Origin of the sequence: Porcincola sp. LCP21S3_C12, assembly GCF_052118625.1 — a bacterium.
In the GTDB taxonomy this organism is placed as follows: domain Bacteria; phylum Bacillota; class Clostridia; order Lachnospirales; family Lachnospiraceae; genus Porcincola.
Window position 1 is genome coordinate 125,705 of the sequence record NZ_JBQKGW010000001.1, and the last position, 13,812, is coordinate 139,516.

A 13,812-nucleotide genomic window follows, 5' to 3' on the forward strand; every position below is an offset into this window, starting at 1 on the left:
CCGGAGGCGATGCTTGAAAAAGAGAACCTCGCATATCTCGGCGAGGCGGACGCAAAGAAGGAGAGTACCTTCACACCGAAGATCGTCGCATTCTGCTGCAACTGGTGTTCCTATGCAGGCGCCGATCTTGCCGGCAACAACAGAGCGGACTACCCGGCGAACATCAAGATTATCCGTGTCCCGTGTTCCGGACGTGTCAATCCGCTGTTCATCATGAGGGCATTCGAGAAGGGCGCCGACGGTGTCATCATCTGCGGCTGCCACCCGGGAGACTGCCACTATACGACAGGAAACTACTATACACGCAGAAGAATGGCGCTTCTGATTTCGATGCTGGACTATCTGGGTGTCGACAAGGGAAGAGTCCGTGTTGAGTGGGTTTCCGCATCGGAAGGTGCGAGGTTCGCATCGATCATGAACGAGTTTGCAGATACGATCAAAAACCTCGGCAGGAACGTGAGATTGGAGGATATCAGATGCAGGAATTGATCAACCGCGCAAAAGAACTCCTCGCTGACGGCACTGTCGTCCGCGTTCTCGGCTGGAAGAAAGGGGATCTGCCGTACAATCCGGAGCCGCATATCTTTACATCTGCTCAGGAGCTCGAGAAGGATTTCATCTACAATGGATTCTGCGGGGCAAACCTCAGCAAATACATGATTGCGGCAACAAAGCTGGAAGGAAAGACGCTCGTCTTTCTGAAACCGTGCGACACGTTCAGCTTCAACCAGCTGATCAAGGAGCATCAGGTGAACCGCGACAATGCGTACATCATCGGTGTCGGCTGCAAGGGCAAGCTTGACCACAGGAAGTTTGCCGCGATGGGACTTGGCGACATTGCCGGGATCTCCGGAATCGAGCTGAGCGATGCATGCGACCGGATTCATGTAAAGACAATTTACGGCGAGGAGAGGGACATCGATTACCGCGATGTCATGCTGGAAAGATGCTTCTTCTGCAAGACGAAGGAACATCAGATCTTCGATGAGAAGCTCCTCGATTCCAAGGATACGGTTGCAGAGGGTGCTGACCGTTTTGAGGAAGTCCGAAAGATTGAGGCGATGACCCCGGCGGAGCGCTATGCGTTCTTCCGCTCAGAGCTTTCAAAGTGCATTCGCTGCAATGCCTGCAGAAATGTCTGCCCGGCATGCAACTGCAGACACTGTGTCTTTGACAATACGAAATATGACACTGCCCAGAAGGCGAACGCAGATACATTTGAGGAGAATATGTTCCACATCATCCGCGCCTTCCATGTCGCTGGAAGATGTACAGACTGTGGTGAGTGCTCCAGAGTCTGTCCGCAGAACATCCCGCTGCATCTGTTCAACCGCAAGTTCATTCTGGATGCAGATGACCTGTATGGAGAGTTCCAGGCCGGTTCGGACACGACGACTCCCGGACCTCTGACCGCATACATGCTTCACGATGTTGAGCCCGCAGCCGGGCTGGAGAGGAGCAGAGGATGAAAAAGATTGCGAAAGAGAACCTCCCGAAGCTCTTTGCTGAGGTATCGGCTGCAATGGATCTCTTCACACCTGTGAAGATGGCCGATGTGACAAACTGGGGACTGTGGGATGACAGCAGAGTGGCAGACCTTGACACACTGAAGACGGTCAAAAGCCCGAAGGATGTCTTTTTCCCGCAGTGCCAGACGCTTTATATGGTTCACCACGATGACAATGGATTTGAGATCAGCCCGATGAAGCTGACCGAGAAGCCATTCTGCGTATTCGGAATCCGTCCCTGTGATGTGAAGGCACTGACGGTCATGGATCAGGTTTTCCTGAACCAGGAGCCGGTTGACACCTTCTACAAGGCGAGAAGAGAACATGCCATTCTGGTATCGCTTGCGTGCCACAAGCCGGCGCAGACCTGCTTCTGCAAAGTCTTCGGCACGGATGCTGCGGCTCCGGATGCAGATGTCGCAATGTGGGCGATCGACGGATTCTTCTATCTTGATGCCCAGACTGAGAAGGGTACCGCCTGGCTGGATCAGTTCGCAGGCGTCTTCGAGGATGCGGGAGATGTCAGTGACAAGATCTCAAAGGAACAGGATTCAATCCGCAGCATTGTCGAAACGCTTCCCTATACGCACCTTTCGCTTGAGGGATGGGGACCTGGCAAGGTTGATGAAAAGTTCAATGATCCTCACTGGAAGGAACTCTCGGATGCATGCCTGGCATGCGGAACCTGTACCTTCGTCTGCCCGACCTGCCAGTGCTATGACATCAAGGACTTCAATACCGGTCACGGCATCCAGAGATACCGCTGCTGGGACAGCTGCATGTACTCTGACTTCACGCTGATGGCAGCGGCGAACAATCGTCTGACCCAGATGCAGCGCTACCGTCAGAGATTCATGCACAAGCTGGTATACTTCCCGGAGAACAACAACGGCCTGTATATGTGCGTCGGCTGCGGCCGCTGTGTGGACAAGTGTCCGCAGGCACTGAATATTGTCAAAGTAATCAAGACGATGGGAAAGGAGAACGCAGATGTCTGAAGAATGCCTGTGCCATAACGACAAATATGTGCGTGATGCCCTGATCCCTCAGGTCGGAATCATCCAGAAGATCACGCAGGAAACGCCCGATGTGAGATCCTTCCAGGTCATCAAACCGGGCGGCGGCAAGCTGATTGATCAGATGCCCGGACAGTGCGCGATGATCTGCGCACCTGGTATCGGTGAGGCGATGTTCTCCATCACCTCCTCGCCCACTGTCAAAGACTACAACGAATTCTCCATCAAGGAATGCGGAGAACTTACAACCTATCTTCATGGCCTTCACGAGGGAGACCAGATCCTGGTCAGAGGCCCCTATGGCAACCATTTCCCGGTTGAGGACAAGTTCAAGGGCAAGAACCTTCTGTTCATCGCAGGCGGAATCGGCCTCGCGCCGCTTCGCTCTGTCATCAACTACTGCCTTGCACACCGTGAGGACTACGGAACCATCAATGTTCTTTACGGTTCCCGCTCCAAGAAGGATCTCGTCAAGCTTGAGGAAATTCAGAATGTATGGGAGAAGGCTCCGAACACGAATGTCTATCTGACCATCGACCGGGAAGATCCGGAATGGGACGGTCACGTAGGCTTTGTCCCGACCTACCTCAAGGAAGTCGGATTCGATACAGACCTGACCGCGATCATCTGCGGGCCGCCAATCATGATCAAGTTCTGCCTGCAGGGTCTGACAGAACTCGGTTTCTCGAAAGAGCAGGTCTACACAACACTGGAGCTTCGCATGAAATGCGGAATCGGCAAGTGCGGCCGCTGCAACATCGGAACCAAGTACGTCTGCAAGGACGGACCGGTGTTCAGATGCGACCAGATTGACGAACTCCCCCAGGAATATTAAACAAAGGCAGCCACAGACAGACGGCAAGCTCAGAGGACATGCTTGCATGTAACTCTGAGCGATGCCGGATGGCTGTGGGGCACGTGGCGGAGCCACGATGCCCCGGCAAAGCGAGCAGCTCTGCTGCGAGCCTTGCCGAGGCTGCCTGTATGCTGTCCGGCTTTCAAACGGACCGGATGACAGCGGGCACGTGGCGGAGCCACGATGCCCCGGCAAAGCGAGCAGCTCTGCTACGAGCCTATTTTTTTCTCATTCAAGAAAGGACAAAGCCATGGAGAAGATGGTGAACGTATACTTCTACGGAAAGCGCTACAGCGTTCCGGAGAGTCTGACCGTCATCGCAGCCTGGGAGTATGCCGGCTACACGCTGAAGCGCGGAGTCGGATGCCGTCACGGCTTCTGCGGTGCCTGTGCTACAATCTACCGCATCAAGGGCTCCAACGAGCTCCATACCTGTCTTGCCTGCCAGAAGCAGGTCGAGGACAACATGTATATTGCCTCGATCCCGTTCTATCCGCAGGATAAGAGAATCTACAACATCAATGATCTGAAGGTCTCCGATAACGTCATGATGGAGCTGTATCCGGAGATCTACAGCTGCATCGGCTGCAATGCCTGCACGAAGGCCTGCCCGCAGAGCCTGAACGTCATGCAGTACATCGCATACGCGCAGAGGGGTGAATTTGAAAAGTGCGCAGAAGAGTCCTTTGACTGTGTCATGTGCGGCTGCTGCTCGACCAGATGCCCGGCCGGCATTTCTCACCCGTATGTGGGGCTTCTTGCCAGAAGACTGACCGGCAAGTATATTGCTCCGAAGAGCAAGCATCTCGAGAAGAGAGTCGAGGAGATTGCTGAAGGCAAGTTCGACGAGCCGATGAAGGAGATGGCATCTCTCCCGACCGAGAAGCTTGAAGAGCTCTACAACAACCGCGAGATCGAGAAATAAGGAGGGGCGAAGATGTATACAGAAGAGATGCTGGAATCCATCAAAAAGGTGGAGGCGACTCGTCCGGAGCGTCTTCACACAGAGCCTCGGCGTCTGAACGCCGAGGAGAAGGATGAACTTCTCAGACAGTGGCATCCGGATTACAGAGAGGATGCTTTTGATACCATCAAGATCGGCCCGAACAAGGGGCAGAAGGCTCCGAAGCAGCTCGCTGAGCTTCTTCACTCCAACAGCCGCCTGTACGGTATGAACATTGACCTGTCCAAGGTTGACTATGACACGGATGTCCTGATCATCGGCGGAGGCGGAGCCGGATGCTCTGCGGCAATCGAGGCGGACAATGCCGGCGCGAAGGTCATGATCGTGACCAAGCTCCGCGCAGGTGATGCCAACACCATGATGGCAGAGGGCGGTATCCAGGCTGCGGACAAGGAGAATGATTCCCCTGTACAGCATTTCCTGGATGCATACGGCGGCGGCCACTTTGCCGCAAAGCGTGAGCTGGTCGAGAAGCTTGTCATGGAAGCTCCGGATGCCATCAAATGGCTGAATGATCTCGGTGTCATGTTCGACAAGGCACCGGATGGAACCATGATCACAACACACGGCGGCGGAACCTCCAGAAAGAGAATGCATGCCTGCAAGGATTATTCCGGTGCGGAGATTATGCGTACCCTTCGCGATGAAGTTCAGAACCGCCAGATCCCGATCATCGAATTCACTTCGGCAGTTGAGCTGATCAAGGATTCCAAGGGACAGGTCGCAGGTGCTGTCCTCCTGAACATGGAGACAGGCGACTATCTGGTCGCGCGCGCGAAGGTTGTCATCCTTGCGACCGGCGGCTGCGGAAGACTCCATTATCAGAACTTCCCGACCTCAAACCACTACGGCGCAACAGCAGACGGCCTGATCCTCGCATACCGCGCAGGGGCACCGCTGCTGTATCAGGATACGATTCAGTATCATCCGACCGGTGCTGCATTCCCGTCTCAGATTCAGGGCGCACTGGTCACCGAGAAGGTCCGTTCTCTCGGCGCACAGCTCGTCAACAAGGACGGTGTCGCATATCTCCATCCGCTGGAAACCCGCGATGTTTCCGCGGCTGGCATCATCCGTGAGTGCAAGGGCAGACATGAGGGTGTCACCACACCGCTTGGCGATGCCATCTGGCTTGATACCCCAATGATCGAGCAGCTCGGCGGCGAGGGCACGATTGAGGCCAGAATCCCGGCCATGCTCCGGATGTTCCTTCAGTATGGCATCGACATGCGCAAGGTACCTGTTCCGGTTTATCCGACCCTGCATTACCAGAATGGCGGTGTTGAGATCAACGATGAGTGCGCGACCAGCATCGACAACCTGCTTGTCGCAGGCGAGTGCTCCGGCGGTGTCCATGGCCGGAACCGTCTGATGGGCAACTCCCTGCTGGATGTCATCGTCTTTGGCCGCGACGCAGGAAAGAGTGCTGCAAAGAGAGCAGCCTCCGTCGAGCTTGGCGAACCGACTCTGGAGCATGTGACCGAGTATGCCGAGGAGCTTGAGGAAGCAGGCCTGAACACCGGGAAGGTTTCCCCGCTTCTTCTTCCGAAGTACGCACGCCATGCACGTGAGTACGAGCAGAGAGGCTTCCAGTTCCAGTAAATCAGACTGCTGAGATATATTTCAGCTTACCGGAGGAGACACATGAGGGACATAGACGTCAGCGTCATCACTGATGCGATCGAGAAGATGTGTATCAACGCGAACCGTCACCTTCCGCAGGACATGCAGGCCGGCATCAAGGCCTGCAGAGCCTGTGAGGACGGACAGATTGCCTGCACGATTCTCGACCAGATTATCGACAACTTCCAGACCGCGGACAAGGAGAATGTCCCGATCTGCCAGGACACCGGAATGGCATGCATCTTCCTCGAAGTCGGGCAGGAGGTGCATTTTACAGGCGGCGCTCTGTATGATGCCATCAATGAAGGTGTCAGAAGAGGTTATACAAAAGGATATCTGAGAAAGAGCGTCGAGGCGGATCCGATCCGCCGCGGCAACACCGGAGACAATACCCCGGCCATGATCACGGTCGATATTGTCCCGGGTGACAAGGTCAAGATCACGGTTGCGCCGAAGGGATTCGGTTCCGAGAACATGAGTGCGCTTCGCATGTTCAAGCCATCTGCTGGCCTTCAGGGCATCAAGGATTTCATTCTGGAGACGGTTGAGAAGGCAGGCCCGAATCCGTGCCCGCCGATCGTTGTCGGTGTCGGTATCGGCGGCAACTTCGACCATGTTGCCCTGGCTGCCAAAAAGGCGCTTCTTCGTCCGATCGACTCTCACAACCCGGATCCGTATTATGCGGCCCTCGAGGATGAGATGCTTGAGAAGATCAATGAACTGGGCATCGGCCCTCAGGGCTTTGGCGGGAAGACAACCGCTGTCGGTGTCAACATCGAGACCCTTCCGACACACATTGCCGGCATGCCCTGTGCAGTCAATATCAGCTGCCACGTGACAAGACATGAAACGGAGGTGATCTGAGATGGCTGAGGAACTTCGCAGAGTACAGCTTCCGCTGACCCCTGAGCTTGCCAGGACGCTTCACATGGGGGACAACGTTCTTCTGACCGGGACCATCTATACAGCCCGCGACGCTGCCCATGAGCGCATGACAGAAAACCTTGCAAAGGGAATTCCGCTTCCGTTCGATCCGATGAATGCAACGATCTACTATGTCGGGCCGACACCGGCCGAGCCGGGAAAGGTGATCGGTTCCGCCGGACCGACAACTGCCGGCCGTATGGACAAATGGGCCCCTGAGATGATTTCTCTTGGCGCTCGCGGCATGATCGGAAAGGGCGCCCGTCAGCCGTCTGTCGTCGAAGCGATGAAGAAGTACAGCGGTGTGTACTTCGGAGCCATCGGCGGGGCAGGTGCACTGCTTGCCAAGCACATCAAGAAGTGCAGACTGATTGCGTACGAGGATCTGGGTCCTGAGGCAATCAGGGAGCTTTATGTTGAGGATTTTCCGGTGACGGTGATCATCGACAGCGAAGGCAATGACCTCTATAAGAGCGGCAGGGCGGCGTACCTGAAGCTTCATGAGGAAAATCAGAAAGCATAAACAGCCTTACAGAAGGGCGTCTGTGTCTCCAGCCGGACATGCAGGCGCCCTTCTTGACATCCTGCAGCTCTCTGATGCACGGTTGAGACGGCTTTGCGGGTATGGTATAATGACACCTGTTTCAGCAGATTTGATTGAATATTGAAAGGTTTATCTTCTATGACAGGCAAGCAAAGGGCATATCTGAAGAGTCTGGCTTCTACCTCAGACACCATTCTTCAGGTTGGAAAAGAGGGGCTCACACCGGAGTGCACTGCGTCCATCGCAGAGGCGCTTGCCGCGAGAGAGCTGGTCAAAATCGGTATTCTCCAGAACTATGACGGAGATCTGGAGGAACTTGCGAGGACAGCCGCGGAACGCACCCGCTCTCAGCTGATCCAGGTGATCGGAAGAAAGTTTGTCCTATACAAGGAAGGCCGTGATGAAAAGAAGAGGATCATCCTTCCCCCGGCCGGAAAGAAGAGCTGATGCCCTCCATGCGAAAGAAAGTCGGTATCATGGGCGGGACATTTGACCCGATCCACATCGGGCACCTGATTCTTGGAGAGAGCGCCTACGAACAGTTTCAGCTCGACACGGTTCTCTTTATGCCGTCGGGAAATCCTCCGCACAAAAGGAACCGCGATGGGGCCTCAAACAGTCAGCGGATCGAGATGGTCCGGCTCGCCATCCAGGGGAACGATCATTTTCAGCTTTCCCTAGAGGAGATGCATGAGGAAGGGTACACCTACACGAAGGAGACCCTGACCCGCCTGACAGACGCGCATCCGGATACGGACTACTTTTTCATCATGGGAGCTGATTCCCTGTTTGAATTTGATACATGGAGATGCCCGGATGAGATTGCCCGTCTCTGCACACTGATTGTGGCCGTGCGGGATGGACATTCCTCCAGCGAGCTCGATTCCCGCATTGACGAGCTGAGGGCCAGATACCGGGCGGACATCCGGAAGCTTACCAGCCCGAACCTTGACATTTCCTCCCATATGATCCGGAGATGGATTTCCGAGGGAAACAGCATCCGGTATTATGTCCCTGATCAGGTACGGACATACATCATGGAAAACGGAGTCTACAGATGCAGTACGATTTCATAAAGACAGAACACAGACTCAGGAAGGAACTGGATGAGGACCGCTATCAGCATACGCTGGGGGTGATGTTCACAGCGTCCGCTCTTGCCATGTGCCACGGCGCAGACATCCAGAAGGCAGAGTGTGCGGGACTGCTGCATGACTGCGCAAAGTGCATTCCGAATGATCGGAAACTGAAGCTGTGCCAGGAGTACGGGATTGAAGTATCGAAGACAGAGATGAAGGCACAGTATCTGCTGCATTCCAAGCTTGGCGCATATCTTGCGAAAGAGCAGTATGGTGTCACGGACGAAGATGTCCTGAATGCGATCCGATGGCATACGACCGGCCGCCCGAATATGTCCGTTCTGGAGAAGATCATTTTCATTGCAGACTATATCGAACCTGCCCGGTGTAAGGCCGCAAACCTCCCGGCGATCAGAGCACTGGCATTCCGGGATTTAAACCAGACCGTGCTTCGGATCCTGGAAGACACCCTTCATTATCTGGATAAGGGTCACGGGGAGATCGATGAGATGAGCCGGAGCGCTTTCCGGTACTATTACAACCTGTTCAATGAGCCGGATGACAAGGGAGATTCCCTGACCGTCTGATCCCGGCATATTTCTGAAAAGCTTTTAACCCGTCCATGGAGGAAAGAGAATGGCAGATGAAACATCGAGAGAAATGACGATCCTGGCCTACCACGCGCTGGAGGACAAGAAGGCGGCCGACATCAGCGTGATCGATATCGGACACGTGAGTGTCATCGCAGACTATTTTCTGATCGCTTCAGGTGAAAACCGCAACCAGGTTCAGGCGATGGCCGATCATGTCTCAGAGACGCTCGGTAAAGCCGGTTTTGTCCCGAAGGACACGGAAGGGTACCAGAATGCGAACTGGGTGCTCCTTGATTTCGGCGACCTGATCGTCCACATCTTTGACCGGGAGAACCGGCTGTTCTATGATCTGGAACGGATCTGGCGCGACGGCCGGAAGGTTGCAATCGAAGAGCTGACAGAGCCCAGGGAAGAGGAAGAATAAGTTCATGTTCCGGGAAAGACTGGCTGCGGTCAAAATTATTTTTATGAAAACCCGAATTCCGAACATTTTTTATTGACTTTTTAGTCAGATGATGTATAGTAAAGCTTAACCACTGAAACAATCAGGCAGAAAACAGGTTCCTGTAATCGTGCAGCCGATTGTAAAAGATACACGATAGCAGCAAGGCACAAAGGCGTGCAGAGGAAAGGAAATCTTTCTTCTGTGCGCCTTTTTATATTTTCAGGAGCAGGATATGACAAACGCAGGTGAGACGAGGGAGAAGGAAACCCTCCTTGAGGTGAAGGATCTGAAGCTTTCCTTTCGGATTCAGAAAAAACTGGTACCGACCATCCGGGATGTCAGCTACTCGCTCCGACGCGGCGAGGTTCTCGGAATCGTTGGTGAATCAGGAAGCGGAAAGTCCATTTCATCGAATGCCATTATCAGGCTTCTACCGGAAAATGCCGTCATCGAGGGTGGTCAGATTTTTTTCGACGGACAGGATCTGCTGAAGCTTCCTCTCCGTGAGCTCCGGAAAATCCGCGGGAGGCGGATCTCCGAGATCTTTCAGGATCCGATGACATCGCTGGACCCGCTTTTTACAATCGGCTACCAGTTGAATGAGGTTCTGAAAAAGCATACGAGTCTGTCGAGAGAAGAGCGGGAGAAACGCAGCATTGAACTTCTGCGGATGGTCGGGATCAACCAGCCGGAGCGCAGAATTGACCAGTACCCGCATGAGTTTTCCGGCGGGATGCGTCAGAGAGCGATGATTGCGACAGCACTTGCCTGCGACCCGGAGCTTCTGATTGCAGACGAGCCGACAACCGCCCTGGATGTCACCATTCAGGCTCAGATTATTGATCTTCTGAAAGAATTAAAAGAAAAATTCCACACATCGATCATCTTTATCACGCATGATCTGGGTGTGATGGCGGATATCTGTGACCGTGTTCTGGTTATGTACGCCGGTGAGATCGTCGAGTCCGGCAACAAAAGGCAGATCTTCTACGATCACCGGCATCCGTATACAGAAGGGCTTCTTCGTTCCATCCCGGATGTCGATGGAGACGAAAAAAAGCCGCTTGTTCCGATTGAGGGAAATCCGCCGGAGATGTCCCTGCTGGGCGACGAATGCGCCTTTGCCCGCCGCTGTCCGTACGCCATGAATATCTGCGCACGGAAAAGACCGCCGGAGGCATCTCTCGGAGACGGGCACACTGTCCGGTGCTGGAAGGTCTTCCACGAGGAACAGGCGAAGGAGGGTATGCGGGATGCAGACACATGAAGATACGCTTCTGGAAGTGAAGCATCTGAAGAAATATTTTGATGTAAAACAGAGCTTCTTCCATCATGACAAGGTCCGCGCAGTCGACGATGTCTCCTTCTCGATCCGAAAGGGAGAGACGCTCGGTCTGGTGGGGGAGTCCGGCTGCGGAAAATCCACGCTGGGAAGGTGTGTGCTTCGGCTGCTGGAACCGACCGGAGGCGATATTCTCTTCAAGGGCCAGCGTCTCAACGATGTGGATATGCACCCTTACCGTCAGAAGATGCAGATCGTCTTTCAGGATCCATATGCTTCGCTCGATCCCAGAAAGACCGTATCAGATCTGATCGGAGAAGGGCTTGACCTTCACAAGCTTTATTCAAACCATGTGGAGCGCCAGGCGAAGATCCTTTCCCTGATGAAGATGGTCGGGCTTTCCGAAAACTTCTATAACCGGTATCCTCATGAATTCTCCGGCGGGCAGCGCCAGCGGATCGGCATCGCAAGAGCGCTCTCCGTTCACCCGGAATTCATTGTCTGCGACGAACCTGTGTCGGCGCTGGATGTCTCCATTCAGGCCCAGGTCATCAATATGCTGGAGCAGCTTCAGCAGGAGGAGGGCATCACATACCTGTTCATTGCCCATGACCTCTCCGTTGTCCGCCATATCAGCAACCGCATCGCTGTCCTGTACCTTGGAAGGCTTGTGGAGCTGGCGGACAGCAACGAGCTTTACAGGCATCCCCAGCATCCCTACACAAAGATGCTGCTTTCCGCGATTCCGATTCCGGACCCTGACAAGAGCGCAAGCCGGAAGAGGGTGGTGCTGGAAGGCGAGATCCCGTCGCCGCTGAATCCACCATCCGGCTGTCCGTTCCGTACACGCTGTCCGCATCAGACAAAACGGTGTGCAGAGGCATTTCCGGCGCTGAAAGAAGTTGCGCCTGGTCACTTTGCCGCCTGTGTCCAGCTGTAGCCGCGGGGCTGTGCCCGGAATGAGCCGGCATGCCGGTCAACGTTGAGAGGAAGGTTGGAATCCATATGTCTATGCTTGAGAAGATTTTGAAACGGGTGCTTCTTGCAGTCGTCAGTCTGTTTGCAATCATTACCATCACGTTCTTCCTGATGAACATCATTCCGGGCGATCCCTTCATGTCGGAGAAGGCGACCGAGGAAACGAGGGCGATCCTGATTGCCAAGTACGGTCTGGACAAGCCTCTGATCGTCCAGTACGGCCGGTATCTCCAGAATCTGTTTCACGGTGATATGGGGACCAGCTACGTGCTTCAGAAAGGACGCGCGATCAGCACGATCGTGACAGAATCCTTCGCTGTATCGATGCGGCTCGGTCTGAAGGCTCTGATTGCTGCAATCCTGATCGGCGTTCCGCTCGGCTGTATCGCCGGACTCTTCAAAGGAAAAGCCGCTGACGGTGCCATCCGCGTGATCTCGGCCATCGGCATCTCAATTCCGGGTTATGTGCTGGCCGCCATCCTGATGCTTGTTCTTGCGGTCAATCTGAAGGCGCTTCCTGTATCCTACGGAAAGCCGGGCGGAGAGGTGATGCCGATCATCGTGCTGGCCGTTTATCCGACCTGCTATCTGATGCGTCTGACAAGAGCTTCCATTCTGGAGGTCCTCGGGCAGGACTATCTGAAGACTGAGCGTGCAAGGGGCATGGGAGAAGGACGGGTGATCTTCATCCACGCGCTGAAGAATTCCCTGATCCCGATCATCACCTACCTTGGCCCTCTGACCGCCTCCATCCTGACCGGAGGTTTCGTAGCGGAGTCTGTGTTCAATGTCCCGGGGCTCGGCCGATACTTTGTGAATGCCATCAGTGCACGCGACTACACCCTGATCATGGGCGTCACAGTCTTCTATGCAGCTCTGATTATCACGATGAACCTGATCTGCGACATTCTGTACCAGGTTGTGGATCCTCGTATCCAGATGGCATAAGGAGGCACCTGACCATGAAAAATATCCTGTCCCTCCAGCTTCCGGTGGAGAAAGGCGACTACGACAAGCTGCCGGCAGATTTTTACAAAACACAGACATCCCGGACGGACGAAGTCGGATTCTGGAGATCAAGCTGGCGGAGACTTCGCGAGAATAAAATTGCGATGGTTTCCCTTGTGATCATTCTTGCAATCATCGTCTTTGCCGTCCTTGGTCCGATTCTTTCGCCTTATTCCTATGACCAGCAGGTGCATGGAGATGAAAACCTCTGGCCCTGCCTCAGGCACCCGTTCGGCACAGACCGGCTGGGCAGAGATCTGATGGTCCGCTGTATGACCGGAACCCGGATTTCCCTTCTGGTCGGCGTCGTTTCCGCCATCATCGTCATGATCATCGGATCCATATACGGTGCGATTTCCGGTCTTCTCGGCGGAAAAGCAGACACCATCATGATGCGGATCGTCGATATCATCTACTCCGTTCCGGAGATCCTGCTGATCGTCGTTATCAAGCTGGTCATCGATCAGCCTCTGACGAATCTGGTGGACAATGTACCGTTTTTCCATCCTCTTCAGAAGCTGGGATCCGGACTGATTGCAATCTTTATCGTCTACGGCTGCCTGTACTGGGTCGGAATGGCCCGTATTGTGCGCGGCCAGGTTCTTCAGCTGAAGGAAATGGAATACGTGACAGCTTCTGATGCGCTCGGTGCGCCGAACGGCTGGCTCATCCGTCAGCATCTGCTTCCGAACTGCATGGGACAGATCATCGCAACGATGATGATGCAGATCCCTTCCGCGATCTTCACAGAAGCTTTCCTTTCCTTCCTTGGCATCGGCGTCTCCGCACCGATGGCATCTCTGGGCTCTCTGACCTCCGAAGCACTCTCCGGAATCAACAGGGCTCCTTACCGCATGCTTTTTCCGGCTGTCCTCATCAGCCTGATCATACTGGCATTCAACCTCTTCGGCGACGGTCTGCGTGACGCCCTTGATCCGAAGATGAAGAAACGCTGAGCGGCTGAGTCCACAGACTTCTGGAAAAAGAATCTG

The 13,812-nt window shown here is 54.4% G+C and carries 16 protein-coding genes; all 16 read left to right on the forward strand.

All coding sequences use genetic code 11. The features are described from left to right. Positions 1-9: 9 nt before the first annotated feature. The 16 genes from ACTQ1N_RS00460 to ACTQ1N_RS00535 all read left to right on the forward strand — a co-directional run bounded on the left by ACTQ1N_RS00460 (position 10) and on the right by ACTQ1N_RS00535 (position 13,776). A complete protein-coding gene (locus ACTQ1N_RS00460; protein ID WP_441953827.1) occupies positions 10-489 on the forward strand; it encodes a hydrogenase iron-sulfur subunit in 480 nt (159 codons plus the stop codon). Next, entirely contained in the window at positions 477-1,469 is a 993-nt protein-coding gene (locus ACTQ1N_RS00465; protein ID WP_441953557.1) for a 4Fe-4S dicluster domain-containing protein, read from the forward strand. The genes ACTQ1N_RS00460 and ACTQ1N_RS00465 overlap by 13 nt, the downstream gene beginning before the upstream one ends. Then, entirely contained in the window at positions 1,466-2,506 is a 1,041-nt protein-coding gene (locus ACTQ1N_RS00470; protein WP_441953559.1) for a 4Fe-4S dicluster domain-containing protein, read from the forward strand. The genes ACTQ1N_RS00465 and ACTQ1N_RS00470 overlap by 4 nt, the downstream gene beginning before the upstream one ends. Further along, complete coding sequence (locus tag ACTQ1N_RS00475) at positions 2,499-3,359, forward strand: FAD/NAD(P)-binding protein (protein WP_441953561.1); 861 nt, start codon at positions 2,499-2,501, stop codon at positions 3,357-3,359. Before ACTQ1N_RS00470 ends, ACTQ1N_RS00475 begins: the two co-directional genes overlap by 8 nt. Before the next feature lie 271 nt (positions 3,360-3,630). Continuing rightward, entirely contained in the window at positions 3,631-4,305 is a 675-nt protein-coding gene (locus tag ACTQ1N_RS00480) for a 4Fe-4S dicluster domain-containing protein (RefSeq protein ID WP_441953563.1), read from the forward strand. Positions 4,306-4,317: 12 nt separating this feature from the next. Beyond that, on the forward strand, positions 4,318-5,946 hold the full coding sequence (locus ACTQ1N_RS00485) for an FAD-dependent oxidoreductase (RefSeq protein WP_441953565.1): 1,629 nt from the start codon (positions 4,318-4,320) through the stop codon (positions 5,944-5,946). Positions 5,947-5,988: 42 nt separating this feature from the next. Beyond that, positions 5,989-6,831 (forward strand): fumarate hydratase, encoded by an 843-nt coding sequence (locus tag ACTQ1N_RS00490; RefSeq protein ID WP_441953567.1) that lies wholly within the window; start codon positions 5,989-5,991, stop codon positions 6,829-6,831. Position 6,832: 1 nt separating this feature from the next. Further along, positions 6,833-7,414, forward strand: a complete 582-nt coding sequence (locus tag ACTQ1N_RS00495; protein ID WP_441953569.1) for a Fe-S-containing hydro-lyase — start codon at positions 6,833-6,835, stop codon at positions 7,412-7,414. 159 nt (positions 7,415-7,573) lie between these two features. Continuing rightward, positions 7,574-7,882 (forward strand): YhbY family RNA-binding protein, encoded by a 309-nt coding sequence (locus ACTQ1N_RS00500; protein ID WP_441953571.1) that lies wholly within the window; start codon positions 7,574-7,576, stop codon positions 7,880-7,882. 8 nt (positions 7,883-7,890) lie between these two features. After that, positions 7,891-8,511, forward strand: a complete 621-nt coding sequence (gene nadD, locus ACTQ1N_RS00505) for a nicotinate-nucleotide adenylyltransferase (RefSeq protein WP_441953573.1) — start codon at positions 7,891-7,893, stop codon at positions 8,509-8,511. Beyond that, positions 8,493-9,101, forward strand: coding sequence for a bis(5'-nucleosyl)-tetraphosphatase (symmetrical) YqeK (gene yqeK / locus ACTQ1N_RS00510; RefSeq protein ID WP_441953575.1), 609 nt, complete (start codon positions 8,493-8,495; stop codon positions 9,099-9,101). Before nadD ends, yqeK begins: the two co-directional genes overlap by 19 nt. A 49-nt stretch (positions 9,102-9,150) precedes the next feature. Beyond that, complete coding sequence (gene rsfS, locus ACTQ1N_RS00515; RefSeq protein ID WP_441953577.1) at positions 9,151-9,531, forward strand: ribosome silencing factor; 381 nt, start codon at positions 9,151-9,153, stop codon at positions 9,529-9,531. 253 nt (positions 9,532-9,784) lie between these two features. Continuing rightward, on the forward strand, positions 9,785-10,819 hold the full coding sequence (locus ACTQ1N_RS00520) for an ABC transporter ATP-binding protein (RefSeq protein WP_441953579.1): 1,035 nt from the start codon (positions 9,785-9,787) through the stop codon (positions 10,817-10,819). Next, a complete protein-coding gene (locus ACTQ1N_RS00525; RefSeq protein WP_441953581.1) occupies positions 10,806-11,774 on the forward strand; it encodes an ABC transporter ATP-binding protein in 969 nt (322 codons plus the stop codon). The genes ACTQ1N_RS00520 and ACTQ1N_RS00525 overlap by 14 nt, the downstream gene beginning before the upstream one ends. Positions 11,775-11,839: 65 nt before the next feature. Beyond that, positions 11,840-12,760, forward strand: coding sequence for an ABC transporter permease (locus ACTQ1N_RS00530; RefSeq protein ID WP_441953583.1), 921 nt, complete (start codon positions 11,840-11,842; stop codon positions 12,758-12,760). A 14-nt stretch (positions 12,761-12,774) separates the two neighbouring features. Further along, positions 12,775-13,776, forward strand: a complete 1,002-nt coding sequence (locus tag ACTQ1N_RS00535; protein ID WP_441953585.1) for an ABC transporter permease — start codon at positions 12,775-12,777, stop codon at positions 13,774-13,776. Positions 13,777-13,812 lie beyond the last annotated feature (36 nt).

Bases quoted from the DNA above. Each gene is read 5' to 3' on its own strand.
- ACTQ1N_RS00495 (WP_441953569.1), top strand. From the start codon at position 6,833: ATGGCTGAGGAACTTCGCAGAGTACAGCTTCCGCTGACCCCTGAGCTT.
- ACTQ1N_RS00475 (WP_441953561.1), top strand. From the start codon at position 2,499: ATGTCTGAAGAATGCCTGTGCCATAACGACAAATATGTGCGTGATGCC.
- ACTQ1N_RS00470 (WP_441953559.1), top strand. From the start codon at position 1,466: ATGAAAAAGATTGCGAAAGAGAACCTCCCGAAGCTCTTTGCTGAGGTA.
- ACTQ1N_RS00465 (WP_441953557.1), top strand. From the start codon at position 477: ATGCAGGAATTGATCAACCGCGCAAAAGAACTCCTCGCTGACGGCACT.
- ACTQ1N_RS00485 (WP_441953565.1), top strand. From the start codon at position 4,318: ATGTATACAGAAGAGATGCTGGAATCCATCAAAAAGGTGGAGGCGACT.
- nadD (WP_441953573.1), top strand. From the start codon at position 7,891: ATGCGAAAGAAAGTCGGTATCATGGGCGGGACATTTGACCCGATCCAC.
- ACTQ1N_RS00500 (WP_441953571.1), top strand. From the start codon at position 7,574: ATGACAGGCAAGCAAAGGGCATATCTGAAGAGTCTGGCTTCTACCTCA.
- ACTQ1N_RS00535 (WP_441953585.1), top strand. From the start codon at position 12,775: ATGAAAAATATCCTGTCCCTCCAGCTTCCGGTGGAGAAAGGCGACTAC.
- ACTQ1N_RS00520 (WP_441953579.1), top strand. From the start codon at position 9,785: ATGACAAACGCAGGTGAGACGAGGGAGAAGGAAACCCTCCTTGAGGTG.
- ACTQ1N_RS00525 (WP_441953581.1), top strand. From the start codon at position 10,806: ATGCAGACACATGAAGATACGCTTCTGGAAGTGAAGCATCTGAAGAAA.
- yqeK (WP_441953575.1), top strand. From the start codon at position 8,493: ATGCAGTACGATTTCATAAAGACAGAACACAGACTCAGGAAGGAACTG.
- ACTQ1N_RS00530 (WP_441953583.1), top strand. From the start codon at position 11,840: ATGTCTATGCTTGAGAAGATTTTGAAACGGGTGCTTCTTGCAGTCGTC.
- ACTQ1N_RS00480 (WP_441953563.1), top strand. From the start codon at position 3,631: ATGGAGAAGATGGTGAACGTATACTTCTACGGAAAGCGCTACAGCGTT.
- ACTQ1N_RS00460 (WP_441953827.1), top strand. From the start codon at position 10: ATGCTTGAAAAAGAGAACCTCGCATATCTCGGCGAGGCGGACGCAAAG.
- rsfS (WP_441953577.1), top strand. From the start codon at position 9,151: ATGGCAGATGAAACATCGAGAGAAATGACGATCCTGGCCTACCACGCG.
- ACTQ1N_RS00490 (WP_441953567.1), top strand. From the start codon at position 5,989: ATGAGGGACATAGACGTCAGCGTCATCACTGATGCGATCGAGAAGATG.